Source organism: Herbiconiux sp. VKM Ac-2851 (genome assembly GCF_013205105.1).
GTDB lineage: Bacteria > Actinomycetota > Actinomycetes > Actinomycetales > Microbacteriaceae > Herbiconiux > Herbiconiux flava.
Genome location: NZ_JABMLJ010000002.1, coordinates 151,109 through 178,102, shown reverse-complemented (window position 1 = coordinate 178,102; position 26,994 = coordinate 151,109). Strand labels below are relative to the sequence as shown.

General features: G+C 72.6%; 20 protein-coding genes. 4 read left to right on the top strand and 16 right to left on the bottom strand.

From position 1 onward, the window contains the following. Positions 1 to 5 precede the first annotated feature (5 nt). Positions 6 to 992 (bottom strand): LacI family DNA-binding transcriptional regulator, encoded by a 987-nt coding sequence (locus HQQ85_RS07520; protein ID WP_254069343.1) that lies wholly within the window; start codon positions 990 to 992, stop codon positions 6 to 8. A 37-nt stretch (positions 993 to 1,029) separates the two neighbouring features. Then, entirely contained in the window at positions 1,030 to 2,565 is a 1,536-nt protein-coding gene (locus tag HQQ85_RS07515; protein ID WP_173181922.1) for a glycoside hydrolase family 1 protein, read from the bottom strand. A 143-nt stretch (positions 2,566 to 2,708) separates the two neighbouring features. On the opposite strand from HQQ85_RS07515, the gene HQQ85_RS07510 reads away from it, so the two are divergent. Continuing rightward, entirely contained in the window at positions 2,709 to 4,136 is a 1,428-nt protein-coding gene (locus tag HQQ85_RS07510; protein WP_173181921.1) for an O-acetylhomoserine aminocarboxypropyltransferase/cysteine synthase family protein, read from the top strand. Further along, on the top strand, positions 4,133 to 5,473 hold the full coding sequence (locus tag HQQ85_RS07505; protein WP_173181920.1) for an LLM class flavin-dependent oxidoreductase: 1,341 nt from the start codon (positions 4,133 to 4,135) through the stop codon (positions 5,471 to 5,473). The genes HQQ85_RS07510 and HQQ85_RS07505 overlap by 4 nt, the downstream gene beginning before the upstream one ends. Before the next feature lie 102 nt (positions 5,474 to 5,575). Here the strand turns inward: HQQ85_RS07505 and HQQ85_RS07500 are convergent, their stop codons facing one another. After that, positions 5,576 to 7,348 (bottom strand): MDR family MFS transporter, encoded by a 1,773-nt coding sequence (locus HQQ85_RS07500; protein ID WP_173182861.1) that lies wholly within the window; start codon positions 7,346 to 7,348, stop codon positions 5,576 to 5,578. Between the two features lie 300 nt (positions 7,349 to 7,648). Here HQQ85_RS07500 and HQQ85_RS07495 point away from each other — a divergent pair, with 300 nt between their 5' ends. Continuing rightward, the gene (locus tag HQQ85_RS07495) at positions 7,649 to 7,882 is read left to right on the top strand and encodes a helix-turn-helix domain-containing protein (RefSeq protein ID WP_254069291.1); all 234 of its coding nucleotides are present in this window, start codon (positions 7,649 to 7,651) and stop codon (positions 7,880 to 7,882) included. After that, complete coding sequence (locus HQQ85_RS07490) at positions 7,879 to 9,078, top strand: type II toxin-antitoxin system HipA family toxin (RefSeq protein ID WP_173181919.1); 1,200 nt, start codon at positions 7,879 to 7,881, stop codon at positions 9,076 to 9,078. Before HQQ85_RS07495 ends, HQQ85_RS07490 begins: the two co-directional genes overlap by 4 nt. 7 nt (positions 9,079 to 9,085) lie before the next feature. On the opposite strand, the gene HQQ85_RS07485 is transcribed toward HQQ85_RS07490, so the two are convergent. The 13 genes from HQQ85_RS07485 to HQQ85_RS07425 all read right to left on the bottom strand — a co-directional run bounded on the left by HQQ85_RS07485 (position 9,086) and on the right by HQQ85_RS07425 (position 26,972). Continuing rightward, on the bottom strand, positions 9,086 to 9,583 hold the full coding sequence (locus HQQ85_RS07485) for a hypothetical protein (protein WP_173181918.1): 498 nt from the start codon (positions 9,581 to 9,583) through the stop codon (positions 9,086 to 9,088). Next, on the bottom strand, positions 9,583 to 10,059 hold the full coding sequence (locus HQQ85_RS07480) for an LpqN/LpqT family lipoprotein (RefSeq protein WP_173181917.1): 477 nt from the start codon (positions 10,057 to 10,059) through the stop codon (positions 9,583 to 9,585). The genes HQQ85_RS07485 and HQQ85_RS07480 overlap by 1 nt, the downstream gene beginning before the upstream one ends. Before the next feature lie 41 nt (positions 10,060 to 10,100). After that, complete coding sequence (locus tag HQQ85_RS07475) at positions 10,101 to 11,168, bottom strand: WXG100 family type VII secretion target (protein ID WP_173181916.1); 1,068 nt, start codon at positions 11,166 to 11,168, stop codon at positions 10,101 to 10,103. Positions 11,169 to 11,253: 85 nt separating this feature from the next. Beyond that, positions 11,254 to 11,520, bottom strand: coding sequence for a WXG100 family type VII secretion target (locus tag HQQ85_RS07470; protein WP_173181915.1), 267 nt, complete (start codon positions 11,518 to 11,520; stop codon positions 11,254 to 11,256). Between the two features lie 118 nt (positions 11,521 to 11,638). Beyond that, on the bottom strand, positions 11,639 to 16,090 hold the full coding sequence (locus HQQ85_RS07465) for an FtsK/SpoIIIE domain-containing protein (RefSeq protein WP_173181914.1): 4,452 nt from the start codon (positions 16,088 to 16,090) through the stop codon (positions 11,639 to 11,641). Positions 16,091 to 16,096: 6 nt separating this feature from the next. Beyond that, the gene (locus HQQ85_RS07460; protein ID WP_216851583.1) at positions 16,097 to 16,855 is read right to left on the bottom strand and encodes a hypothetical protein; all 759 of its coding nucleotides are present in this window, start codon (positions 16,853 to 16,855) and stop codon (positions 16,097 to 16,099) included. Further along, positions 16,852 to 18,498, bottom strand: coding sequence for a serine/threonine-protein kinase (locus tag HQQ85_RS07455; protein ID WP_173181913.1), 1,647 nt, complete (start codon positions 18,496 to 18,498; stop codon positions 16,852 to 16,854). Before HQQ85_RS07455 ends, HQQ85_RS07460 begins: the two co-directional genes overlap by 4 nt. Beyond that, positions 18,495 to 20,009 (bottom strand): FHA domain-containing protein, encoded by a 1,515-nt coding sequence (locus HQQ85_RS07450; protein WP_173181912.1) that lies wholly within the window; start codon positions 20,007 to 20,009, stop codon positions 18,495 to 18,497. Before HQQ85_RS07450 ends, HQQ85_RS07455 begins: the two co-directional genes overlap by 4 nt. Before the next feature lies 1 nt (position 20,010). Further along, positions 20,011 to 20,883 (bottom strand): PP2C family serine/threonine-protein phosphatase, encoded by an 873-nt coding sequence (locus HQQ85_RS07445; protein WP_173181911.1) that lies wholly within the window; start codon positions 20,881 to 20,883, stop codon positions 20,011 to 20,013. Further along, entirely contained in the window at positions 20,880 to 22,187 is a 1,308-nt protein-coding gene (locus HQQ85_RS07440; protein ID WP_173181910.1) for an RDD family protein, read from the bottom strand. The genes HQQ85_RS07445 and HQQ85_RS07440 overlap by 4 nt, the downstream gene beginning before the upstream one ends. Further along, positions 22,184 to 24,703, bottom strand: a complete 2,520-nt coding sequence (locus HQQ85_RS07435; protein ID WP_173181909.1) for a transglutaminase family protein — start codon at positions 24,701 to 24,703, stop codon at positions 22,184 to 22,186. Before HQQ85_RS07435 ends, HQQ85_RS07440 begins: the two co-directional genes overlap by 4 nt. Then, positions 24,703 to 26,001 (bottom strand): DUF58 domain-containing protein, encoded by a 1,299-nt coding sequence (locus HQQ85_RS07430; protein WP_173181908.1) that lies wholly within the window; start codon positions 25,999 to 26,001, stop codon positions 24,703 to 24,705. Before HQQ85_RS07430 ends, HQQ85_RS07435 begins: the two co-directional genes overlap by 1 nt. Then, on the bottom strand, positions 25,998 to 26,972 hold the full coding sequence (locus tag HQQ85_RS07425; protein WP_173181907.1) for a MoxR family ATPase: 975 nt from the start codon (positions 26,970 to 26,972) through the stop codon (positions 25,998 to 26,000). The genes HQQ85_RS07430 and HQQ85_RS07425 overlap by 4 nt, the downstream gene beginning before the upstream one ends. Positions 26,973 to 26,994 lie beyond the last annotated feature (22 nt).

Genomic DNA, 26,994 nt, shown 5'->3' with positions numbered 1-26,994 from the left:
CGCGTTCAGGCCGAGCCGCGCCGCACGAGCGACGTCGGGATGACCGTGCGCCGCGGCACGTCCTCGCCCGCGATCAGCGCGATCAGCACCTCGGCCATCGCCTCGCCGAACTCCATCGCGGGCTGCCGCACGGTCGTCAGCGGCGGGCTCAGCGTCGCCGCGAAGGTGTCGTCGTCGAAGCCGATCACCGCCACGTCGTCGGGAACGCGCCGCCCGTGCGCCGCCAGCACCCGCATCGCGCCGGCCGCCATCTGGTCGTTCGCCACGAACAGGGCGTCGAGTCCGGGCTCGCGGGCGAGCATCCGCTCGGTGGCCTCGGCCCCGGAGTCCTGGGTGAAGTCGCCGAACTCGACGAGGTCGACGGATGCGCGTCCCGCCCCCGAGGCCGCCACGGCCTCCCGCCAGCCGACCAGCCGGTCGAGCCCCGCGGGCATGTCCTGTCGCCCGGCGATCGTGCCGATCCGCGTGCGTCCGAGGCCGAGCAGGTGCTCGACGGCTCGGCGGGCGCTGTCGACGTTGTCGACGTCGACGTGGTGCCGGTCGGTCAGCCCCGGGATGAGCGGCCGCCCACCGAAGACCATCGGCAGGGCCGAGCCCAGGCCGACGTAGGAGTGGTCCTCGGCGTGGTGCGAGACCACGAGGGCGCCGTCGACGTTGCCGCCCTGGAGGTAGCGGCGGGTCTTCTCGGGGCGTGACTCCGACGCGATCAGCAGGTTCAGCGTGTAGTCGGTGTCGCCGAGCACCCGCGCGACACCGCGCACGACGGGCGCGAAGAACGGATCGGCGAACACCGTCGACGCCGACTCGGGCACGATCAGGGCGATCACGTCGGCCCGACGGCTCGCGAGCGAGCGGGCGACGCGGTTCGGCACGTAGTCGAGCCGGGCGACCGCCGCCTGCACCTGCGCGATGATGTCCGGCGCGACCGAGGTCGATCCGTTCACCACCCGCGACACCGTGGCGCGCGAGACGCCGGCCTCGGCGGCCACCATCTCGAGCGTCGGCGTGCGCACGCCCCGGTTCACCGGATCAGCCGAGCACGCCGGCCGACGCCGGGTCGACGGCGCGAGCATCCGTCGCCCCGTCGGAGACGCCCGAAGCCGAAGCCGAAGCGGCAGCCGAAGCCGCAGCCGCCGCAGCCGAGGCCGCCGCGATCTGCGCCGCGTACGCCAGCGCGCTGTCCTTCGGCGTGCGCTCGAGCGTCTCGTAGTCGACCCGCACGATGCCGAAGCGCTTGCCGTAGCCCCAGCCCCACTCGAAGTTGTCGAGCAGCGACCAGACGAAGTAGCCGCGCACGTCGGCACCGGCGGCGATCGCATCCGACACCGCCTGGATGTGGTCGACGATGTACTGCGTGCGCAGCTCGTCGTGGATCGCGCCGTCGGCCGACACCTCGTCGTCGTAGGCGGCGCCGTTCTCGGTGACGTAGAGCGGCGGCAGGGTCGGGTACTCCTCGCCGAGGCGCACGAGCAGGCGGGTAAGCCCGCTCGGGTTGACCTCCCAGCCCATGCCGGTCAGCGGCAGCCCGCGCAGCGGGAAGGTCACGTACTCCGAGCCCACGAAGGGCGAACCCACCGAGCGGATGCCCCCGGCCACCGCGTGCGGGTCGGCCGGCACGAGCGACGGGTCGGCCGGCACCTCGAGCGGGTGCCCGCTGACCATGTCGTCGTGGTAGTGGTTGACGCCCAGGAAGTCGAGCGGCTGGGCGATGACCTCGAGGTCGCCGGGGCGCACCAGGGCGTCGTCGCCGAAGGTCAGGCCGAGGTCGGCGAGGTCGCTGCGGATGTCGTCGGGGTACTCCCCGCGCAGCAGCGGGTCGAGGAAGATGCGGTTGTTCAGCGCGTCGACGCGGCGGGCCGCCTCGAGGTCGACGGGGTCGCCGGCGTCCTTCGGGATGGCGTTGGTGAGGTTCAGCGTGATGCCGATGTGCTGGGCCCCGAGCTCGCGCAGGCGCTGCACGGCGAGACCGTGGCCGAGGTGCTGGTGGTGCACGGCGGCGATCGCGGCGGCGGGCTCCTGGCGGCCGGGGGCGTGCACGCCCGAGGCGTAGCCGAGCAGCGACGAGCAGAACGGCTCGTTGAAGGTGGTCCAGTTGGCGACCCGGTCGCCCAGGGAGCCGTGCACGATCTCGGCGTACTCGGCGAAGCGGTACGCGGTGTCGCGGTTCGCCCAGCCGCCCTTCTCCTCCACGGCCTGCGGCAGGTCCCAGTGGTAGAGCGTCAGCCACGGCAGCACGCCCGCCTCGAGCAGCTCGTCGACGAGCCGCGAGTAGAAGTCGAGCCCGGCGGGGTTCACGTCCCGGTCACCGGGGCGGATGCGCGCCCAGCTCGTCGAGAAGCGGTACGACTGCAGGCCGAGCCGCTTCATCAGCGCGACGTCCTCGGGCATGCGGTGGTAGTGGTCGACGGCGACGTCGGGGGTGTCGCCGTTCAGCACGGCACCGGGCACGCGGGAGAAGGTGTCCCAGACCGAGGCCTCCTTGCCGTCCTCGAAGGCGGCGCCCTCGATCTGTGCGGCAGCGGTCGCCGATCCCCAGAGGAATCCGGGCGGGAATGAGGTGGTCATGCGGGGCACTGCTCCTTTGCCTGGTGCTACACGCTCGCTCCGGGTGCGAGAGAGCGCTCTCTGCAGTGTACAGGGCCGCCTCCGTCGTAACAGAACTTCGCATAGGGCGAGGCATCCGGATGCGCGTGCGACCCTGGTTCATCATGACCGACGACTCCCGCACCCCCCGCCACGGTTTCGCGACCCGCCAGGTTCACGCCGGCGACGTGCGGGGCGACGGCATCAACTCCCGCGTCACGCCGGTGCACCTCACCGCCGGCTTCGTGTTCGACGACTTCGCACAGGCCGAGGACCGGTTCTCGGGCGCCGACGACGGCTTCAGCTACACGCGCCTCGCCAACCCGACGAACGCCGCGGTCGAGCGCCGGATCGCCGCGCTCGAGGGCGGCACCGAGGCGGTGCTCGTGGGCAGCGGGCAGGCCGCGGTCACCGTCGCGGTGCTCGGGCTGCTGCAGGCCGGCGACCACCTCGTCTCGGCGAACAGCATCTACGAGGGCTCGCGCGGGCTCTTCCTCGACAACTTCGCCCGGCTCGGCATCGAGACCGACTTCGTGGTCGACGCGAACGACCCTCTGGCCTGGGAGCTCGCGGTGCGGCCGAGCACCCGGGCGTTCTTCGTCGAGTCGATCCCGAACCCCAAGAACGACATCGTCGACCTCGCCCTGGTGGCCGAGGTCGCGCACCGGCACGGCATCCCGCTGATCGTCGACAACACCTTCGCCACGCCCTACCTGCTGCGCCCGCTCGAGCACGGGGGCGACGTGGTCGTGCACTCGGCGAGCAAGTTCCTCGCCGGGCACGGGGCGGTGCTCGGCGGCGTGGTCGTCGCGGGCTCGACGTTCGACTGGGACGGCACGACGCCCGACGGCTCGGCCCGCTTCCCGCACCTGACGAACCCGGTGCGCTCGCTCGGCGACCGCTCGTTCGCCGAGCGCTTCGGCCGAGGGGCCTTCCTGGCCTACGCCCGGGACGTGGTGGCCGCGCGGCTCGGGCCGACGCCGTCGCCGCTCAACGCATTCCTCATCCAGCAGGGCATCGAGACGCTCTCGCTCAGGGTCGACCGGCAGTCGTCGTCGGCGCTGGCGATCGCGAGCTGGCTCGAGCAGCAGCCCGAGGTGGCGAGCGTCGACCACGCCGGGCTGCCGTCGAGCGCCTATCATGCCCTGGCGCAGCGCTACCTGCCGGACGGGCAGGGTGCCGTCTTCGCGTTCACCCTGCACGGCGGGCTCGACGCGGCGAAGACCTTCTACGACCGGCTCGAACTGTTCACCCGGATGACGCACCTCGGCGACGTGCGCTCGCTCGTGCTGCACCCGGCGACGACGACGCACGCCTGGCGCACTCCCGAGCAGCGCGCGGAGGCCGGCATCGCGCCGGGCCTCCTGCGCCTCTCGATCGGCGTCGAGGACCCGGCCGACCTCACGGCCGACCTCGCCCAGGCGCTGGCGGGACTGCCGACGGCCGCCGCGACACCGGCTCCCGCCGGCACCGCGACCGCCGGCACCGCGCCGGCCGGCCCGGGCACCACCGCCACCGCCCCCACCCCGTCCCGAAGCGGCGTGCCCGCGTGAGCCGCCTCCAGCACTTCGGCTGGTTCCTCTCGCGCGGCTTCGGCCCGCACGGCTGGGGCCACCCGTACTACGAGTGGAACGACCGCTGGACGAGCCCGAAGCTCTACCAGCAGTCCGCCCGCGACCTCGAGCGCGCCGGCTTCGATCTCGTCATCATCGAGGACGCCCTCTCCCTCGGCAACGCCGACACCCTCGACCTCCGCATCCGATCCGCGTACGGCGGCCCGAAGCACGACCCGCTGCTGCTCGCGCCCTACCTCTTCGCCGCGACGGAGCACCTCGGCATAGCGCCGACCGTGAATCCGCTCGCCTACTCGCCCTACCAGGCGGCCCGCCAGTTCGCGACGCTGCAGCACCTGAGCGACGCGCGCTTCGGCATCAACGTGGTGACCGACGTCGGTTCGAGCCGGCACTTCGGCGCACCGCCGCTCGGCCACGACCAGGCGTACGACCGGGCCGAGGAGTGGCTCACGGGCATCCGTGACCTCTGGCACAGCTGGGGGGCGGATGCTCTGATCGCCGACCCCGCGACCGGCCGTTTCGCCGACGGCACCCGCCTCGACCCCGTGCGGCACCGCGGCGAGCACTTCACCTTCGACGGCCCGCTGAACGCGCTGCCCTTCCCGCACCTCGGCCCGGAGGCGCTGAGCGGCGACCCCGTCGTGGTCTCGCCCGGCGGATCGGGCCGCGGCCTGGGCTTCGCCGGCGCGCACTCCGAGGTGCAGCTCGCGCTGGCCTCGCTCGACCTCGACACCGTGCGGGCCTACCGCGCGAAGGTGCACGAGGCCGTCGCTCTGGCGGGGCGCACCCCGGCCGACATCGACATCCTGTTCGTGTTCAAGCCGATCGTCGCCGCCAGCCCAGAGGAGGCGCAGCGCATCGTCGACGCCTCCCTGCACCCCGACGACCAGGCCCTGCGCACGGTCGCCGCCGCCTGGTCGAGCGACCTCGAGACCGACCTCACCGGGCTCGACCTCGATCGCCCCGTCGACCCCGCGATCTTCGGCGACCACGTCTCGAAGGGCAGCATCAAGGGCCTGCTCGGCCGCTACGACTCCTTCGCCGACGCGACCCTGCGCGAGCTGCTCACCGCCAAAGCGAAGCTCGGCCGCATCGCCACGCGCGAGGGCTACGTGGGTACCGCCGAGGAGATCGCCGACTTCATCGAGGAGTTCGGCGAGGAGGCCGGCAACGACGGCTTCATCTTCTCGGGCGACCTGCACCCGGTCACCGTGCACCGGATGCTCGACGAGCTCGTTCCCGTGCTCCGCCGCCGAGGCATCCTGCGCTCGTCCTACGGCGACGCCGGCCTCCGCGGCAACCTCCGCTCCTTCTGACGCGCCCGCCCCTCATGGGCGCGGCGCTGAGTCGCGGCAGAGTGTCGCTCCAGCGCCTGAGTCGCGCCGAAATGCGACACGTTGGCGCGACTCAGCGGGAGGTCAGCGGTCTGCGGGGCGTTGGGTGGGGGTCGAGGAGGTGTCGGGGAGGACCAGGGCGCCCATCTCCTCGGCCGCGAGCTGCGCGCGCACTGCGGTGTCGTCGTGCGCCGCAGCCTCGGCGTCGACTCCGCGGGAGGTGGCGTCGGCCGCGTCGGCCGCCGCGCTCTCCTCGAGCGCCGACTTCTGGCGCAGCGGGGTCGCCTTCAGGAAGAAGCTCAGCACGAACGCGACGAGCACCACCGCGAGGCAGACCCAGAACACCGTCGAGGTCGCGTTCGCCCAGGCGTCCACGAACGGCAGCGTCAGCCGCGGGTCGGCGCCGACGAGGAACGAGGTGTCGCCGCTCAGGGCGTCACCGAGGCTCGACGGGTCGGCCTGCGCGGCGGTCAGCACCTGCAGGATGCCGGCGTTCGCCGGGTCGGCCTGTACCGCGGGATCGGCGGCCGCGGCCTGCGTGCCGGCGATGATCGCGGGGTCGGTGAACGAGGCGGCCAGCGTCGATCCGAGCCGGGAGAACAGCACCGAGAAGACCACGGCCGTGCCCAGCGTCCCACCGATGGAACGGAAGAACGTCGAGGACGACGTCGCCACGCCGATGTCCCGCGGTCCGGCGGAGTTCTGCGCGGCGATCGTGAGGGTCTGCATGAGCTGGCCGAGCCCGAGGCCGACCACGAGCATCCCGATCAGCACGAACCAGACGGGCTTGTCGGCCGAGACGAAGGTCAGGTAGAAGAATGCGGCGCTGAGGAGGCCGGTGCCGAGGATGGGGAAGATGCGGTAGCGGCCGGTGCGCGAGATGAGCTGACCCGAGACGATCGAGGAGATCATGAGGCCGAGCACCATGGGGATCATCAGCAGGCCCGCCTCGGTCGGAGTGGCGCCCGTGGCGATCTGCAGGTAGTTCGGGATGGTCATCATGGCGCCGAACATGCCGAAGCCGACGAGCACGCCGAGAATGGTCGCCATCGAGAAGGTGGGGCTCTTGAACAGCTTGAGCGGGATGATCGCGTCGTCGCCCATCCGGCGCTCGACCACGATGAACAGGATGAGCCCGAGCGGCGCCAGCACGTAGCAGAGGATGGAGCCCCACGAGCCCCAGCCCCACTCGCGGCCCTGCTCGGCGACCAGCAGCAGCGGCACGACGGTGAGGATGACCGCGGCCACGCCCCACCAGTCGATGCGCACCGCGCGCTTGGTGTGCGGGATGTGCAGGAACAGCAGCACGATCACCATCGCGACGGCGCCGATCGGCAGGTTGATCAGGAAGATCCAGCGCCATCCGGTGATGCCGAGGATCTGGTCGGCGCCCGAGAGCAGGCCGCCGAGCAGCGGACCGATGACGCTGGAGATGCCGAAGGTGGCGAGGAAGTAGCCCTGGTACTTCGCGCGCTCGCGCGGGGCGAGGATGTCGCCCATCACCGTGAGGGCGAGCGACATCAGGCCGCCGGCCCCGAGACCCTGGATGGCGCGGTAGACCGCGAGCTCGTACATGTTCGTGGCGAGGCCGGCGAGCAGCGAGCCGACGAGGAAGATCGCGATCGCGATGATGTAGAGCGGGCGGCGGCCGAAGATGTCGGAGAGCTTGCCGTAGAGCGGGGTCGAGATGGTCGACAGGATGAGGTAGCCGGTCGTCACCCACGCCTGCAGGCTGATGCCGTCGAGGTCGTCGCCGATGGTGCGCATCGACGTGCCGACGATCGTCTGGTCGAGCGAGGCGAGGAACATGCCGGCCATCAGGCCGAAGATGATGAACAGGATCTGGCGGTGCGTCATGCGCCCGCCCGACTCGGCGAACGCCTGGTTGCGGGCGTCGGCCTTGGCCTGACGGTTCGTGGGTTGTGCGGCGGATTCGGCGCGAGACATGGGCGTCCTCGGGGGCAGAGAAGGCGGACCGCGCAGAAACTTGCGCAGACTGCAAAGTTACACCCTCTGCACCCCGTCGCCAACCACGCCCGCTCTATGCCCAGCGGCAGTATTTTGCCGCTGGGCGGGCTGGGGGTCGCCGGCGACGATTGACGTGATCAGATCGGCGATATTTTGCCGTTCCCGTGTTCTGCCCACTAGGGTCTGAACATGGATGCTCGTACCGGCAGTATGTCGCCGCCGACCCCCTCCCGTTTGGAGATCGGTGCGGCGGTAAGACGGAGCCGGAAGACGGCGCTTCTCGACCAAGCCGACCTCGCCGACCTCTCGGGCGTCTCGGTGCGGACGCTGCGGGACATCGAGACCGGGCGGGGCAATCCGGGGTTCGACGCTGTGCTCGCGGTGTTGCACACGCTGGGCCTGCGCCTCGAGGTGGCTCGATGACCGACTCCCGAGATCTGAACGAACTCCGCTTCACGGAGGCCGCCGACGTGTACAAGGGTGGGCGCCTCGCGGCGTCGCTCGAGCGGGTGCCGGGAACGGGCATCCGCTTCTCGTACCGGCCCGGCTACGAAGGCGCGGCCGAAGCGATGCCCGTCGCTTCGACCCTTCCCTTCGAGGCTGGCGAGGTCACGAGCGGCGGCGGCAGTCTGCCCGCCTTCTTCGCCGGACTGCTGCCCGAGGGACGTCGGCTGACCGTACTGCGCAGTGCCCTGAAGACGAGCCTCGACGACGAATTGACGCTGCTGCTCGCTGTGGGAGCCGATCTGCCCGGAGATGTGCAGGTCGTTCCGCGGGGCTCCGATCCGGCCGAGCCCCCGTCGGCGGTCTCGGGCGGGCTCAGCGAGCAGGAGTTCTCGGCCCTCGTCGACGAGATAGACCGGCACGGGCTGCCCGGGGTGCAGGACAAGCTGAGCGCCGAGATGATCAGCAGCCCTGTCGCCCTGGAGGCGGGCCGGTTCATCCTGAAGCTCGACCCGCCCGCCTACCCCCACCTCGTACAGAACGAGGCGGCGCACCTGGTAGCCGCGCGGGGGCTGCGCCTGCCGGTCTCCGATGCGACGATCGTGCACGACCGGGTCGGCGCCGAAGGGCTGCTGGTGCGCCGCTTCGACCGGGTGCGGGTCGCCGACGGATGGCGCCGGCTCCCCCTCGAGGACTCGACCCAGGCGCTCGGCCTCCCGCCGGCCGACAAGTACCGCATCGACGCGGCCGACGCCGTGGGCGCCCTGGCCGTGCTCTGCGCAGCTCCCGCCGTGGCCGTGCGCAACCTCTACCTGCAGTTCGTCTTCGCCTGGCTGACCGGCAACGGCGATCTGCACGGCAAGAACGTGTCGGCGCTCGGTGACGGCGAGGGGCGGATGGCGATCGCGCCGATCTACGACGTGCCGTGCACCCTGCTCTACGGCGACGACAGCCTGGGGCTCCCGGTGGCCGGGTGCACGACGCGGCTGCGGCTGCGGCACTGGGACGAGTTCGCCGACGCGATCGGGCTGCCGCAGCGGGCGGCGCGGTCGTCGAACGCCATCGCGTTGCGCGCGGCGGCCGGGGTCGACCTCAGCGCCCTGCCGTTCACGGGCTCACCGCTGAAGGGAGCCGAGCGAGAGCTGCGCTTCCGGCGCGCCGAGCTGACCGTCTGAGAACCGGTCAGCCGCCGAAGAGCTTGCCGAAGAAGCCCTGCTTCTTCGCGGTGTAGCCGGCGGCCGTGAGGGCCTCGATGAGCGGCGCCTTGACCTCGTCGGTCGTGAACGCGTAGCCGTAGGTGTTGCCCACCTCGGTGCCCTGGCGGTCGGTCGACTCGGCCGCCACCGGGGTGGCGCCGAACTCGAACGAGAACGACTTCTTCCGGCCCGAGAACGTCGAGGTGCCGCCCGAGATGCCGATGCCGCCCGGACGGGCCCGCGCGGTCACCTCGGAGGAGGTGTCGGTCTCGTGGAAGGTCCAGGTGCCCTCGGCGGGGTCGAGCTCGACCCGCAGCTCGTAGGCGCGGTCGATCAGGCCAGCCGCCGTGAAGGAGGCCCACTTGATGTCGGCGTACTTCCAGGTGGCGCGGATGCCGTCGGGCCCCGCCGTGTAGACGAAGGGCAGCTCGTCGCTGTTCAGCGCGAGCACGGCGTTCTGGGCGTCGGCGAGCGGGGCGGCCATCAGACGGTCGTCACCGCGCTCGACTGGATCTCGCGCAGCTCGCCCCAGAGCGACAGCGCCTGCGAGCCGGTCGCCGTGGCCGTGATCTGCACGAGGTCGGCGACGGGCCCGTTCTCGACGACCACGATGCGCACGCCCTGCATCAGGGTGCCGACGCGCTCGTCGGGGTAGCTGAACTCGATGCGGTAGCCGTCGCGGCCGAGCACCTCCTGCGCCTCGCGCCCGCCCTCGACGACGCCCGGCAGCGCCTCGACGCGCGCGGTCACCTCGTCGATCGCGGTCTGCAGCGCGTAGCCGGCCGTGAAGCGGGTGATCGCCACCACGACGTTCGGGCGGAAGGTGCCGGGCTCGACGGTCTTGCCGGTCGCGAGCACGGCGCCGGGGGCGGCGAGCGGCGTCCAGTCGTCGGGCACCGTGAGGCCGATCGAGGGGAAGCCGGGAGCGGCGTTGCCGGGGAAGGTCAAGGAGTGGGACATGGTTCGAGCCTTTCTGAAGTCGGGGAGGAGGGCAAGTCGGGTCAGAGCCCGAACAGGTTGCCGATCGAGTCGATGGTGTCGGAGGCGTCGATCTCGAAGTCGAAGCTCACGCCGCCGCCGATGCCCAGAGCGGCTCCGACGTCGATGGTGCCGTTGAAGGTGTCGCCGTCGACGCCCACGTCGATGTTCGCGTGGCCGCCGATGCCGGCGTAGACCTCACCGCCCACCGTGGCGGTCGCGCCGGCCACCGACACCGAGCCCTCGGCCTCCGCCTTGGCGCCGGCGAAGGCGTCGACACCGGCGTTCACGCCGATGCTGTCCGGGCCGATCGATCCGCCGATGTTCGCGTTCGCCTCGGCTCCGGCCATGACGGATGCGCTGCCCTCCGCCTCGGCGAAGCCGTTCAGTGCCGAGACGGAGCCCTCGGCCTCGGCCTTGGCGCCCACGAAGCCCCCGACCGACGCCTCGCCCTGAGCGCCCTCGTCCCAGCCGATGGACCCCTCGGCTGACGCCGTGCCCTCGGCGCCGACCATCGCCCCCGCGGATCCCTCGCCGCCGAAGGTGTCGTCGCCGAACTCGCCGGACGCCTCGGCGCCGGCACCCCACTGCCAGGTGCCCTCGGCCTTGCCCTCGGCGGTGCCGATGCCGGTGCTGCCCTCGACGCTGGTGTCGGAGTTCGTGCCGGTCCACGGACCGTTGCCGTCGTCATCGCCCGAGCCCGAGCCCGAACCACCGGAACCGGAGCCGCCCGAACCGGACCCGCCCGCCCCCGACCCGCCGGCACCGCCGGCCGAACCGCCGCCCCCGGCGCCGCCTCCCGCCCCGCCCCCGATCGAGTCGGTCGACGCCGCATTCTGCTCGTCGGCGTTCTTCAGCAGCCCCGTGCTCCCCGAGGTGAGCGCGGCCACGGCGGCCTTCAGCTGGGCCGTGTGCGTCCCGTTCCAGTCGGTGCGGAACTGCGACGCATCGGGGCCCTGCCAGGCCTGCGTCTGATTGACGCTCGAGGTCAGGGTCGTGCCGACCGTCTCGAGCTGCGAAGCGGCCGTGTCGAACTGCTTCGCGAGCGTGCGGAGCTCGTCGACATCGGCGCCGTAGAAACCACCAGGCATGACACCCTCTCAGCGTGTGCGGGGTTGGAGGACAGGGGAGGAGACAGCGAAGGGGCGGGAGCCGAAGCCCCCGCCCCTGTGAACGCTAGGCGTTCGAGGTCGACTCCTGGTCGCTGGCGTTCTTCGACGCCTTCTGCGACGCGTCCTCGAGAGCGGTGATGACCTGCTTCAGCGCGGCGGTGTGGGTGGTGTTCCACTCGTTGCGGAAGCCCTCCGCGTCCGGACCGGTCCACTGCACGTTCTGCAGTGCGCTGGTCAGCGTGGTCAGGATCTGCTGCACCTGCTGCGACTGGGTGTTGAGCTGCTTGCTGAGCCCACGAACCTGCTCGACATCGAGACCCCAAACGGCCATGATTCTCTCCTTCATCTCCGCGGCCCGGACTGTCCGGATCCGCTACTTCCTGTGAGTGCTTCTCACAAGGAAGACACTATTGACACCTGTCGCTGACGGCGATGGGGAGAAGTCCCCATCAGTCGTCCCTGGTCGCCACCTGAAGCTTCACGACCCGGCCGCCCTGCACGTAGAACCCCCGGCCAGGCGGCAGATCCGCGCGCTTGAAGCGACCGAGCGAGGTGCCGAGAAGAGAGTCGCCGTCGAGGTCGCCCGGCACCAGCAGGAGCCCCCGCTTGGAGTTCTTGAAGGCTCCGCCGAGGGTCCAGGCCGCCGACCAGGTCGACGACTCGCTCTCCCCGATCACGAACACGTCGTCGCGGAGCGCCCGCTTCACCAGCCGATCCACATCGCCTTCGGCCGGGCTGCCGTTCAACTCGCCGACGTTCTCGACGAACACGGCGAACTGCGTCGGCTTCAGCGTCTCGGCGTCGAGCTGGGCGCTCACGTCGTCGGCGAAGGCCGCGATCTGCGCCGGGTCACTCAGCGAGATGCTCCAGAGCGGCAGCGGCGTGAGGCTCGTCTTGCGCGGTGAGATGTGCACGAGACGGACGCCCGGGTCGGCCCGTCGCAGCGCCGTCGCGATGGTCGCGAGCGCCGTCGACCGTCCGCTGCCGGCGGTTCCGGCGACGAGCATCGCTCCCGAGGGCGAGATGCCGAGGGCGCCGAGGGTGTCGTCGCGCACGCCGATCACCGGCTGCCCTGCCGCGACGGCGGGGAGCGTGCTGAGCGGGATGGCGTCACCGAGGGTCTGGATCGGCGGAGCATCCGTCACCCCCTGCCGGCGCATGGCCTCGGCGAGCTTGGAGATCTCTCGGGACTGGATGGCCACGTTCGAGTCGGCCCCGAGCACCGCCATCTGCACCTCGTCGCCGTCCATCACGCCGCGCCCGGGCGGGGAGACGGCGCTCAGCGTGTCCTTCGGGGCGCCGAGCAGCGCGTAGTCGTCGTCGTTCGCCATGCGCAGCACGAGCCGCCGCTGGATGGTCGAGCCGAGCGACGCCGGCACCGAGTTCGGCCGGTCGCCCGCGACGACGATGTGCACGCCCACCTGGCGGCCGTCGGTGGCGATCTGGGCGAAGGTCGTGAACCAGGCCGAGTGCCCGCCGAACTCGTACTGCTCCCGGAAGGCGCCGATGCCGTCGACGAGCACCAGGATGCGCGGCTCCTGCGGGGCGTCGGCGATGCGCCGGTAGTCCCCGATCGATCCGGCGCGCACGGCCGAGTAGCGGACGGAGCGGTCGTCGACCACGTCGCGGAGCCTCCGCAGCAGCCGGATCACCCGCTCCTCGTCGTCGCCGGAGATGATCGCACCGACGTGGGGCAGCTCCTCGAGCATGCTGAGGCCGCTGGAGCCGAAGTCGAGGCCGTAGACGTGCACCGGGCCGCCGCGCGGCGTGACCGCGGCCGAGACCGCGATGGTGCGGAGCGCGGCGCTCTTGCCCGAGCCTCCGGTGCCGAGCACGGCCATGTTGCCGTCGCGGTCGGGCTCGTAGAACACGGTGGGCTGGCTCTGGCTCGCCGGGTCGTCGATCACGCCGAGGAGCAGCCGCTCATCCGTTCTCGGGTTGGGCAGCAGCGAGAAGTCGTAGACCGCCGCGAGCTCGTCGAGCCAGGGCTTTCGCGGTTCGGGGATCTTCGCCATCGAGGCGGCGTGACGGATGCTCGTGACCAGCCGCGCGATGTCGGTCGGCCCCTGCTCGACCGACTCGGGGGTCTCCTCGTCCTCGGGCACCTCCCAGGCGGCGCCGGCGCCGAAGTCCATCTCGACGAGGTCGATCCGGGGGCGCGGCGGGGTGCTGGTCGTCCAGCCGCCCGCGTAGCCGGTCTGGAACGGGGCGAGCCGCCCCGGCCCGGTCTTCGCGGCGCCGCGGCCGGGGATCGACTGGTCGAAGTAGGCGGCCATCGGATCGCCCAGGATGTCGCTGGAGTCGTCGGCGTCGGCCATCCGGAGTGCGATGCGGAGGTTGGTGTTGGCGCGCAGGTTGTCCTTGATCACGCCGGCCGGGCGCTGCGTGGCGAGGATGAGGTGGAGGCCGAGCGAACGGCCGCGCTGGGCGACGTCGACGACCCCGTCGACGAACTCGGGCACCTCGTTCACGAGCGCCGCGAACTCGTCGACCACGATCAGGAGGCTCGGCGGGGTGTCGGGGTCGCCCGTCTTCTCGAGCGAGACGAGGTCCTTCGCCTTCTTGCGGTTCAGCAGGTGCTCGCGGTAGCGCAGCTCGGCGCGGAGGCTCGTCAGCGCGCGGCGCACGAGGTGCGGCGACAGGTCGGTGACGAGCCCGACGGTGTGCGGCAGGCCGACGCACTCGGCGAAGGCCGCCCCGCCCTTGTAGTCGACGAACAGGAAGGTGGCCCGATCGGGGCTGTGCGCCGCTGCCATGCCGAGCACCCACGACTGCAGGAACTCGGACTTGCCGGCGCCCGTGGTGCCGCCGACGAGGGCGTGCGGTCCCTGGTTGCGGATGTCGAGGTAGAACGGCTCGGTGCCCGAGTGCCCGACCAGGGCGCGCAGCGATCCGGCCTGCTTGCGTCGCACCGGCGGCGACCCGTCGCGGAGGGCGATCGAGTTGCTCTCGCGCCAGCGGTCGATCACGGCCTCGGGCTCGTCGGCGAGCTCGGAGCCGACGAGCGTCAGGTAGGAGACCTGGCGCGGCAGGTCGGAGTCGTCGTCGACGGGGGCTCCGACGTCGGTCACCGGCGAGAGCTGGCGCGACAGCCGGTGGGCCGTGTCGGCGTCGACGGTCTCGCACTCGAGCGGGAAGGTGTGCTCGCCGAGGCGCACCTGGCCCGCGGTCGCTCCGGCGGCATCCTGGTCGACGCTGACGAAGCTGCGGCAGGCCGCCGGCAGGGCGGCGATGGAGGGCGCCGACCAGATCACGTGCACGTTCGCGTCGGCACCGCGCTCGACCAGGCGGGTGAGTCGGCCGCGGTCGAGCGGTGCGTCGTCCTCGATCACGACGAGCACCGAGGGGGTGATCGGATGCACGAGCTCGTCCTCCCCGCTCTTGCCGCTGGTGTCGATCGGCCCGCGGGGGGAGGGGGCGCCCTTCGTGCGGCGCGAGATGAGGTCCTCGAGGCGGGCGAGCAGCGCGGATCCCGAGCCGGGGTTGTCGGCCAGGTGGTCGCCGGCGAGCGGGCTGTGCGGCGAGCTGGTGTGGGGCAGCCACTCCAGCCACTCCCAGGTGCTGCGCGAGGTGGGGGAGACGACCGCGGCGACCACGAGCTCGGCGGGGGAGTGCAGGCCGACCAGCTGCGTCACGATGCCGCGGGCGACCCCGTGCCGCTGCTCGGCCGGGCCGGCGACGCCGAGGGCGCCGGCCTTGCGGAACTCGACCACGATCGGCACGCCGTCGATCCGCGAGAAGCGGTCGGCCGTCTGCTCGACCTGCGCGTAGTACTCGGGCAGGGCGTCGTTCTCGTTCGGGGTCGTCACCACGTCGCGGCTGAGCGAGGTGCCGAGGCCGAGCCGGGCGGTCAGGAACGACGGATGCTCGGGCCGGTGCGTCCACATCAGCTGACCCAGTCGCTGCACCGCGTCGATCGTCGCGGCCACCGCCGGGGCCTCGGTGAGCCGCACCGCTCGCTGCACCCGCTGGCGCTCGTGCATGGACGCGACGAAGGCGTCGAGCGACTCGTTGAACTGCTTGATGGCGGCCTTCAGCTGCGCGCGGGTCTGCAGCTTGTGGTCGAGCCAGGTGCCGATCATCAGGATCGGGCTCAGCGCGATGAAGACGAGGCTGAGCGCGTTTCCGGTCGCGGCGAACAGGATGGGGCCCATGATCAGCGGGGCGATCAGCGCCACCAGCGGGAAGCGGAGCGACTGGGGCTGCTTCGGCGGGGTGGGGGCGGGGAACTCGGAGCCGGGGTAGCGCGCGACGACCCGCGGCGAGCGGTTGAACTCGATCACCGGCGTCGAGGGTGCGGCGCCGCCGAGGCGCTGCAGGGGCACGACGCAGATCGCGGTGTCGCCGAGTACGACCACGTCGGCCGAGCTGAGCGTGGTGCGGGCGACCTGCTCGCCGCCCATCAGGAGGCCGTTCGCCGACTTCATGTCGACGATCTCGACCTGCTCGCCGATGTTGATGCGGGCGTGCCGCTTGGACACCAGGCCGTCGCTCAGCCGAACGTCGATGCCGCGCTCGCGGCCGATGTAGCTCGAGCCGAAGGGGAGCGAGAACTCGGCCCCCGCATCCGGCCCGCTGAGCACCCGGAGCGTCGCCGCCGCCGGGCCGTGGCTGCCGGAGCTGAAGCCGTCGCTGTGCCGGGCGAGCTCGAGCACCGAGCCGGAGCGCACGCCGGCCTCGATCAGGTTCGAGACCGGGTCGACGACCCGCTGCTCGCCGCTCGTGCCCGTGACCTGAAGCGTGAGTCCCGCCGGCACCTGGGCGCGCTGGTACTCGCTCAGCTGCGGATCGGCGAGGTGGATCGCCTCGGCGATGTCGCCGACGCTCGCCGTGGCGTCGGCGGTGATCTGGAGGTTCGACGCCGAGCCCCCGGGGCGTCGGAGGGTGGCTTTGATGCGCATCCGGTGCTACCTGTCGTCGGTGTCGTCGTGGGGCTGGTCGAGCAGCGGGAGGTCGTTCTTCGTGACGAGGCGCGAGAGCACCGCGTACTCCACGAGCCGCGCCCGGCGGTTGGTGGCGAGGGCGCCGACGCCGCCGCGCAGGCCCTCGACCCCGGTGCGGCTGAGCTTGTCGCAGACGTTGTCGAGCTTGCGGTTGAAACGGCTGAGGGCCCAGCCGAGCCGTTCGGCGGCGAGCTGGCTCGACGGGATCTCGCTCGTGCCGGTGCCGTCGCGCTTCAGCATCGGCTCGGCGAGGGCCAGGATGAGCAGCTTCTGCGAGGCGGTGAAGGTGACGGCGCCGACCGTGGTGGCACCGGTGCCGTCGGGCACGGGGGTGGAGTCGAAGAAGGTCGGCGTGCTGGTGTGCACCGTGAACTCGTAGCTCGTGGGGCCCGCGGTGAAGACCACGGTGGTGAGGCCGAAGACGATGGGCATCCGGGCGCCCGGGGCGAGCCAGGCCTGCATGGTGCGGCTGGCGTCGGAGACGGTGGCGCTCAGCCGGGAGCCGACGTTCGAGAGCCACCACATGCCGTCGACGTTCGCGATCTGCAGGAAGCGGCGGTGCAGGTACTGGTTGTCGTCGATGTCGAGATCGGCGTCGCGGCCGATCTCGAACGGCTTCGCCGGGTCGAGGGCGAACCATTCGCCGCAGAACTCCACGTTCGCGTCGGAGCGGTTCGCGGGAGTGCTGGGCGGGGGAGTCGTGGTCTCGTCGGGGGTGCTCATTTCGCGCATCCCGCCGCCGCGTCGGAGCCTCGGCCGTCACTGCGCACCACGCTCACCTCGATGCACACGGGCTGTCCTCCTTCGGGCTCCACCGTGACGGTGGGCTGGTCGATCGTGCGGGCCTGCTGCTCGGTTCCGGGGGTGGTGGGCGTCCAGCGGTAGGTGTCGCCGGGCTGGGGGTCGGGGTTGGTCCAGGTGAAGACGACGCCGTCGGGGGTGGTGGTGCCGGTGACGTCGGTGGGGGCCTGGATGTCGGCGTCGTCGATCTGCACGGTGTCGACGGGCTCGTCGGTGGCCTCGGCGTTCTGCTCGGCCGGGCTGCCGGCGCCGCCGTTCAGCGCGAACACGATCACGCCGGCGCCGACGAGCAGCACGAGGGCGGCGCTGCCGACGATCCACGGCACGCGGCTGCGCCGCGAGGGCGCGGCGCCTTCCGCGTCGGCGCCGCTCGCGCCCGCCGCGCTGGGTCGATGCACGGTCTCTTCGAGCACCTCGTCCGCCGCGCCCATTCCTCGCGAGTGGTCACTCGTGGCGCCATACGCGGGTGTTTCGCGCGAATAGTGACCACTCGCGGAGGTGGGGGTTCGGGCGGGGGGCGTCGCGCGGGGAACAGGAGTGGGCGCGGGCGGCGGGGTCGCGCGGCGGCCGCGGGCCGGGGCGGGAGCCGTGGGGTCGATGGTGACGATGCCGCGGATGCGCGTGTTGCCGTCGTCCTCCTCCTCGAAGTCGTCGGAGGGGAGGGCGTCGTCGAGCACGTCGGCCGGGGTGACCGACATCGCGAGCTCGAGCTGGATCTTCTGCAGCGCCCGGGCGAACTCGAGCGCGGAGGAATAGCGGGCATCCGCTCTCTTGGCCATCGCCGTGGCGAGCACCTGCTCGAGCGAGGCGGGCACGTCGGGCCGCCCGGTGGGGGCGAGCGGGGCCGACTGGATGCGCGCGATCAGGTCGAGGCCCGTGTTCGAGCCGCCCGGCACCTCGAAGGGCGAGCGGCCCGCGAGGATCGTGTAGACCGTCGCCCCGAGCGCGTAGATGTCGGCGGCCGCCCCGCTCTGCGGCACCGCGCCGAACACCTCGGGCGGCGACCACGGGATCGACATGCCCACCGATTCCTGCTCGGTGCCCGCCGTCGCGCCCGGGCCCGCCCCACCCACCAGCGCCACCGAGATGCCGAAGTCGGTCAGGGCCGGACGGTTGTATTCCGTCACGAGAATATTGGCCGGCTTGATGTCGCGGTGCAGGATGCCCGCGCGGTGCGAGGTCTCGACAGCACCCGCGACCTGCACCCCGATGCGGAGCGCCTCGGCCACGCTGATCTTCTCGCGCCGGTAGCGGGCGCCGAGGTTCGGCTTCGGGCAGTACTCCATCGCGAGGTAGGGGCGGCCGTCGCCCGCGATGTCCGCCTGGTAGATCGTGACGATCGAGGGGTGCGTCGAGAGCTGCGCCATCAGGTTCGCCTCGGCGTCGAAGCTCTCCCGGGCACCTTCGGTGAGGGCCTCGGCGAGCAGCACCTTGATGGCGACGCGGCGGCGGGGCATCCGCTGCTCGTAGAGGAAGACGTCGGCGAACCCGCCGGAGCCGAGCAGCTCGACGAACGAGAAGCCGGGGATCTCGGGCGGGGCCGAGGGCGGCCGGCGGGCGCTCACGGGATCTCCTCGAACGCCACGGTCACGCCGTCGCCGAGGTCGATCACGTCGCCGCTCAGCACGAGCTCGGGCTCGTTCGGGCCGAGGCGCTTGGGCGGGGTGCCCTCGCGGTGCAGCACGCTTCCGTTCGTGGTGGCGAGGTCGACGGCGAGCACGTGCCGGCCCTCGAGGCGGATCTCGAGGTGGTTGCGGGAGATGTCCTGCTCGGGGCTCGCGACCGTGACGAGCACGGGCACCGCGTCGGCCTGCACGCGGTTGGCGCGGGGGCGGCGGCCGATGATGACGGGGCGGTCGAGGTCGTAGCTCTCGCCGGTGGAGAGGACGATGCGACCGAGCGCGTCGGCGGGCAGGCCTGCCGCGGCGGGTGCGGCGTCGGCGTCGGCGAGGCGGCGCATGGCCTCGAGCTCGGAGACCGTGACGGTGAGGCCGTCGTGGTCGTCGCCGGCGGGGCCGGCCGCGGGGGCTGCAGGGGCCACGGTGCTCTGCGGCGGCTTGGGCGCGGCGGGCGGCACGGTGGTGCCGAGCAGGGCGGGGCTCCCGGATGCGGCGCCGACGCTCCCGAAGCCGGGAACGCTGTCGATCAACCCGGTGCCCTGCACCGCGGGCGCCGGCGTGGGGGCGGACGGCGTCTGCGGCGCAGGTTCCGGGGCCGGCGTCGGAGGCGTCGGGGGCGCGACCGGCACCGCCGCCGCGGCGCTCTCGGCCTCCGCCTCCTCGTCGTCGAGCTCGCGCACGGCGGCGTCCTCGACGGACTTCACGACGGTCGCGCCCCACAGGTGGTCGTACGCGTCGTCGGGCAGCTCGGCCTGGGTGCTCTCGAGCTCTTCGGCCTGTGTGCTCTCGAGCTCGCTCGCGACATCCTGGGTCAGCTCGACCTCGGGGACGGGTTCCGGCTCGGGCTCGGGGACGGGCTCCGGCTCGGGTTCGGATACCGCCTTAAGGGCAGCAGCCGGTTCCGGTGTCACCTCGGGTGCGGGCGCGGCCGACGGTGCAGGCGCCGTCTCGGGCGCGGGCGCGGGCGCGGCGACAGCGATAGGCGCAGCCGCCGGCGGCGACTCGATCGCCGCCCCCGAAACCACCGCCACCTCGCTCACCAGCACGACCCCCGACACGATGGCGAAGCGTTCGCCACCCGCCGAGGCCTCCGGCGTGCTCACCACGAACCCGGTCGCCGCCGGCACCGCTCGCTCGCTCCACGTGCTCACGCCGGCCCCCGACACCACCACCGGGCCGGAATCCTCGGAGATCGACACCGAGGCCTCGCCGCGCACGGCCAGCCGCAGCCCGCCGTCGGCGTCGAACGTCACCACCGCGAACGGCGGCAGAGCACTGAAGCCCCCGCCGAACGCCTCGGCGAGCGACGAGAGCACGGCCCCCAGGCCCTCTCCCGAGTCGAGCGCCGCCCGGATGCGCCCGAGCAGCGCCCCGTCGACGGTCGGCGGCAGCACCACGACGCCTCCGGACGCCACGACCGCGCGCCAGGCTCCGGGGCTGTACAGGATCTCGCTCATGTCAGTTCCTTCCGCCCACGTCGACCGGAGGCCGGGGGATGGTGTCCTCACCGTGCGGGTCGCGCCGGCGGCCGCCGGGCCCGTCGGCCGATCCGGCGGCATGCGCTTCGAATCCGGCGCGGTCGTACGCGTCGACGACCACGGCGGTGAGGTTGTCGCGTCCGCCGTGCAGCAGACCTTCGTGCACCAGACGGCTCGCGGCCTCCTGGCTCTCGTGCTCCTCGAGCAGGATGCGCTCGATCAGCTCGTCGTCGAGCTCGCCCGACACCCCGTCCGAGCAGATCAGGATGCGGTCGCCCGACTCCACGGGCACCAGCCAGTAGTCCGCCTGGTACGGTCCGCCCGCCCCCAGTGCGCGGGTGATGACGTTCCGCTCGGGGTGCGTCGCGGCGGCCGCCCGGGAGAGCGTGCCGCCGTCGAGCATCTCCTGCACGACGGAGTGGTCGACGCTGATCTGCTCCAGCTCCCCGTCGGCCAGCCGGTAGGTGCGCGAGTCGCCGAGGTTGAACACGAGCCAGTGCGCCCGCCCGTCGCTCTCGGCGATGGCGACGCCCGACACGGTGGTTCCGGCCCGTCGCAGCCCGGTCGACACGATCGCCGCGATCGACTCGTGTGCCCGCCCGAAGGCGTCGCGGAGGTCCGCGGCGGCGACGCTCGCCGTGCCGGTCAGCGTGGCGAAGGCGTCGACGGCCAAGGCGCTGGCGACCTCGCCGGCCTCGTGCCCGCCCATCCCGTCGGCGACGAGGAAGAGCGGCTCGGCGGCGAGGAACGCGTCCTCGTTCGCGCGTCGGCGCAGCCCCGTGTGGGTCGCCGTGCCCACCTGGAGGCGCAGCTCCGCGAGAGTTACGCCGGGCGCCCCGGTGTCGTCGCTCATGCCGAGCCCTCCACCTGCAGCACGCGCGTGCCCACGCGGATGCGGTCGCCCGCCTCCACCCGCACGCGCTCGCCCGGGTCGAGCTCCAGCTCGGCGCCGTCGCCGCGCACGAGCGCCGTGCCGTTGGTCGAGCCGCGGTCGCTCACCCAGACGCGGCCGTCCTCCAGCCCGAACTCCAGGTGCGTCTTCGACACCGAGAGGGTGTCGCCCTGCAGCGCGATCAGCAGGTCGGACGGGTCGCCGCCCGGCGCCACCGGGTCGCGGCCGAGCGCGCCGTGCCGGGTGATCGGCACGACCTCGCCGGTGTCGAGCCGGAACACGATCACGCCGGCCGGCACCGAGACCGGCCCCGAGCCCGACAGCCGCGTGCTCTCGAAGTCGTCGACGGCGGGCGGGGCGGATGCGCGTGCGGCCGCCGCGGCGGCCCCCGCACCCTCCGGCGCGAACCCCGGCACGCGGTCGATGGGCGCGAACGACTCGGTGGCGGGCGGCGCGGCAGGCGCGGGCGCGGCGGCCGGAGCCACGGGAGCGGCGTTCCGCGGCCCGCTCGTGAGAGCATCCGGAACCGGAACCGGAGCGGGCTCGGACTCGTCGAGCACCAGCTGCCCCGGCCGCGCCTTGAGCGGGTTCGGCCCCGCCTTGACGTCGATGACCCAGGTGCCCGCGAGCTTGTCGTGCCAGCCGCGGCTCATCTTGGAGGCGTCCCAGAGGGGGGACAGCCAGACGACGTACTGGCCGATCAGGAAGACGAGCGAGGCGGCCGCGACCACGAGCCAGCGCAGCAGCATGTGCAGGATGCCAACCCGGCCGAGCGTGTCGAGCCGCACGATGCGGAGGCCCATCAGCGCCTTGCCCGGCGAGAAGCCGATCAGTGCCTGCATCAGCAGCGAGACGATCGGGTAGAGCACCGAGGCGACGAGCAGCAGCACGGCGCTGGGGCCGGTGAAGGAGATGGTGGTCTCCTGGGTCTGGAACGCGATCACGCCGAGCGCCATCAGCGGCAGCACGATGACGAGCCAGAGCACCGAGCCGAAGACGCCGTCGAGCAGGAACGCGAGCACGCGACGGCCGTAGCCCGCCGGGATCAGGTCGCCCTCGCGGATCGGCTCGACCGCCGGGTCGGGCCGCCAGCCGTCGATCGGCGCCGAGCCCGGACCCGCGGCGGGCGCCTGGCCCGCGACGGAGCCGAGGGCTGCGGACTGGCTCCGTGCGGCGGACGCGGGGGTGCCGCAGACGAGGCAGAACTGCGCGTTGCGCGGCACGGGGGAGCCGCACTGCACGCAGGGGTGGCCGGCATCGGTCATGGGGTGTCTCCTCCAGGCGTCGTCGCTCGGTCTGCGGGGCCAGTGTCCACCGTACGGCCTCGCCCGGCCGCGGGCGTGACGTCCGGCCCGGCGGCTCCTGCCCGATCCCGCCCGGCGGCGGCGGCCGACCGCCCGGTCCCGGCCGGTGCCTTGCGCCCGCGCACGAGCGACCGCACCGACCAGCGCGCCTTCAGCCGGGTCCACCACGACACCGACGCGGCCATCGTGCTCACCACGGCGTCGACCTCGGTCCAGTACCGCTCCACCTCGTCGTCGGCGGGCTCTCCCGGGCCGAACACGCTCGAGTCGGCCTTCGTCGCCACGTCGAGCACGGGGGCCGACGGATACGCGGTCGCGAGCACACGGGCGCCGTCCCGGCGGGTCACGCCCGCGGGCACCGGGGTGCCGAGGTCGCCCGCCCGGTCGACGATCTCGTCCCAGCCGCCGCTCACGCGGTCGGCCGGACGCGGTGCCAGGCGCCGGCGCTTCCGCCGCCGCAGCTTCAGCAGCGCGATCGCGAGCAGCGGGCCGAGGATCAGGATCAGCAGCACCAGCCCACCGCCCACCGCGAGGGCCACGGGCAGGAAGTCGAAGCCGTCCTTCTCCGCGTCCTCCTGCTCGGTGTCCTCGGTGCGGATGTCCGGCGGCAGTTCCGCGGGAGCCTGCGGCGGGGGCGGCGGTTGCAGCACCTGGGCCTTCGGATCCGACTTCGGCTTCGGGGCCTCCTCGAGCGGCACCTGATCCTCGGGCGGCGTCGGATCGAACGCGACCCAGCCGGCGCCCTCGAACGGCACCTCGACCCACGCGTGCAGGTCGTCTCCCGTGATCTCCTGCGTCGCATCCGGCCCCGCGTACTCGTCGGGGTGGAACCCCATCACGACCCGGGCGGGCATACCGAGCGAGCGCACCATGAGCGCCATGGCGACCGAGTACTGCTCGTCGTCGCCCACCATCTGCTCGGCCGCGAGCATGCTCGCGATGCGCTCGGCGCCGTGTCCGGCCCGCGAGACGGCCTCGCCCTCGAGGCCGTGGCTGAAGAAGCCGTTCTGGCTGAGGTTCGCCGCGAGGTTGCGCACCTCCTCGATGGGGGTGTCGGCGTCGCCCACGTACTCCGAGGCCAGCGAGCTCACGACATCCGGAACGCCGGAGGCCCGCGGCAGCGCGACGGAGTCGACCGAGCGGCTGGCGAGCTGCTCGTCCGTGAAGGTCGGGGGCAGCACGGCGTCGACGGTGTAGCTGTCGCCGTCCCGCACGCCGAGGGTGTCGAGCGCCACACCGGTGGCCGCGTTGTAGTGCAGGGCGCCCTCGAGCTCGTCGGCACGGTCGCCCGTGAAGCGGAGGCCGTCGAGGTAGCCGAGGTCGGGCATCCAGACCCCGGTCAAGCCCGTGATGCCGATGTCGACGCTCACCGGTTCGCCGGCGACGTCGTTGGCGATCTCGCTCGAGACGCGGGTGAAGGTGCCCGAGCCCTCGGTGCCGTCGCCGGCCACGTCGTAGACGATGCCGTCGTAGCTGTCGAGCGTGGCGAGGCGGATGCGCGCATCCGTCGGCAGGCCCTTCACGGTGAAGAGCGACTCCTCCTTGAAGTCGCGCACGTAGCTGCGGAAGCCCACCAGCGGGCTCGCGTAGTCGTGCAGGTCGAGCGGCGGCACGACGTTGTCGCGCAGCACCTCCCGGGCCGAGGCGGGCACGAGCAGGCCGCCGGTGACGGCGCCCACGACGAGCGCGCCAACGACCAGGCCGGCGCCCGCGGCGAGGCGGGTGGTGCGCAGGGCCTTCGCGGTCGCAGGGTCGAGCGAGCCGCCGCCACCGAGGTCGGTGCCGCGGGAGGCGCGGGCGCGGGACTCCTGCCGGCGCCAGGCCGTCCAGACCAGGGCGACGCCGGCGAAGGCGAGCCCCAGCACGACGGGGAACGCGGCCTCGCGGGTGCCGAAGGCGATGCCGAGCACGAACAGCAGGGTGAGCGGCAGCAGGGTCCAGCCGGCGTGCTTCAGGCGCAGCGCGAAGCTCGTCGCCAGCACGGTGGCGACCAGCGCCGAGAGGAAGGGCACCACGAGCGTGCCGTCGAACTCGCCGACGGGCACCACGAGGGTGAGCGCGTCCTTCCATGAGAACACGATGCCGAGCACGAGGGTGCGCAGGGTGTCGAGCGTCGGGACGACCCCGAGGATCGTGGTGCCGGGTGCCGCGAGCGGCCCCCCGAAGAGCAGGTAGACCACGACGGTGGCCGCGGCGACGATCAGCAGGTTCCACGACAGCCGCCAGCCGGCCGCGCCGATCAGGATGCCGAGCACCGCGCCGCCGATGCCGGCCACGAGGTAGCCGACACCGCCGAACGCGGGGCCGAGGGTGAGCACCGAGACGATCGCGAGCAGCAGCACGACCGCGGCGTCGGTCGCGACGGCCCAGGCCGGACGGGCCGACGCGGGCAGCGGCGGGAGCAGCGGGGTGGAGGCGCGCGCGGCGCGGCGCGGGCTCGAGGCACTGGCGCGGCGGGGACTGGAGGCCGTGGTCATCAGCTGTTGGCCCTCCGGAGTGCGCGGGGCAGGTCGGTCAGGTCGCCCACGGTCAGCAGGGTGATGTCGCCGAGGGTGCGCAGCGACATCCGCTCGCCGGGCCGCGAGGCGATCGCGATCACGCGCACGCCGAGCGGGATGTGCATCGACGACGCCTGGATCTGGGTGGGCGTCACGCCGCTGCCGAAGAGCAGGAACGCCACCGACGCCTGCGGCACCGCGGTGCCCGTGGTCTTGGCGAGCTGCACGACGGTCTCGCGGCTGGTCTCGCTCTGCTCGACGGCCGAGAGCTCGTCGAGCAGGCGCCGGCCGGTCTCGGCGTGCAGGGTGCTCGCGGGGGTGAGCACGGTGATCTCGCGCTCCTCCATCAGCGCCTGCACGGCGAGCGAGCCGCAGACCGAGACCGCGAGCTCGAACTCCTCGTCGCCCCTCTCGCCGTCGGCGTAGTCGGCGCGGTTCGTCGAGAGCGCGATGGCGAGGTGCGAGCGGCGGGTCTCCTCGAACTGGCGCACCATCAGCTTGCCCGTGCGGGCCGAGGTCTTCCAGTGGATGTACCGCCGGTCATCCCCCGGCACGTACTCGCGCAGCGCGTGGAACGAGACGTCGTTGTCCGAGAGCACCCGGCTCTCGACGCCCTCGAGGTCGCGCAGGAACCCCGACGACGAGCCGCCGAGCGAGACGGTCCTCGGATGCACGAACAGGTCGACCGGGTCGGTCCACCGCAGCTCCCGCCGCAGCAGTCCCAGCGGATCGCCGCGAACCGATCGCACGGGCCCGACCACGATCACGGCACGACGGCCGGTCGGGATCCCGAACAGCTCGTCGTGCTCGGCCTCGGGAGCGAGGCGCGGCAGCTGGAAGGAGGCGAAGGCCGAGCCGACGGGCAGCTCGATGCGGGCGGGCAGGAGGGGGCGGGCCGAGGTGTTCGAGACGGCGAGCCGGCCGACGGCCCGCTCACCCACGACCACTCGGGTGAGGGCGAGGTCGAGCCGCACCGCGTAGGCCGAGCGGCCCACGGCGAAGCCGATCGCGATCAGCAGCGCGGCGAGCAGCACGAAGCCGATCACCAGCAGTTCCCGCCAGCCCAGCGCCAGGCCGGCGACGATCGCGACGACCGTCACCCCGAGCACGGCCCAGCCGAACCCCGACACGGTGCCGAGCACCGGGCCGACGGCGGGCGCGACGGCCGACCCGGCGCGACGTGCCGTCGTCGACACCGCGGGCCAGCCCGTCTCCGTCACCCAGCGTGCGGGCGCCGATCCGCGGATCGCGCGCGCTCCCTCCCCCACCCGGCTCATGCAGCGGGTTGCCTCGACTGCGGCGCGGCGACGTCGGCCAGCACGCGGGCGAGCACGCCCTCGGCCGTCGCCCCCGAGAACTCGGCCTCGGCGTCGAGCACGAAGCGGTGGGTCCAGACCGGCCCCGCGAGCTCCTTGATGTCGTCGGGCAGCACGAAGTGCCGGCCCTGCGAGGCGGCCCAGACCTTCGAGGCGCGGATCAGCGCCATCGCGCCGCGCACCGAGACGCCGAGGCGCGACTCGGGGGCGTTGCGGGTCTCCTCGGCGAGCTGCGCGGTGTAGCGCAGGATGGCCGGGTCGACGTGCACGGTCGCCGCGAGATCGGCCATGTCGGCGACCGCGGACGTGGTGATCACGGGCGACAGGCCGGAGGAGGGGTTGCGGTTCGCCGAACCGGCGAGGATCTGCTCGGCCGACGCGAGGTCGGGGTAGCCGATCGACGTCTTGATCAGGAAGCGGTCGAGCTGCGCCTCGGGCAGCCGGTAGGTGCCGGCCTGCTCGATCGGGTTCTGGGTCGCGATCACGAGGAAGGGGCGGCCGACCTCGTGGGCGACGCCGTCGACCGACACGCGGGACTCCTCCATCACCTCGAGCAGAGCCGACTGGGTCTTCGGGCTGGCGCGGTTGATCTCGTCGGCGAGCACGATCGAGGCGAAGATCGGGCCCTTGTGGAAGTCGAACTTCCGGGTGTCCTGGTCGTAGATCGTCACGCCGGTGACGTCGGAGGGCAGCAGGTCGGGCGTGAACTGGATGCGCTGGCTGGTGCCCTGCACGGTCGCCGCGATCGCCTTCGCCAGGCTCGTCTTTCCCGTGCCCGGGGCGTCCTCGAGCAGCACGTGGCCCTCGGCGATCATCGCCATCAGGGCCAGCCGCACCACGTGGTCCTTGCCCAGCACGGCCAGGCCGACGTTCTGGGTCAGCCGGTCGAAGGTGCCGGCGAACCAGGTCGCCTGCTCGGGGGTCATCGTCATCGCGTTCCTCGTCTTGTCGGGT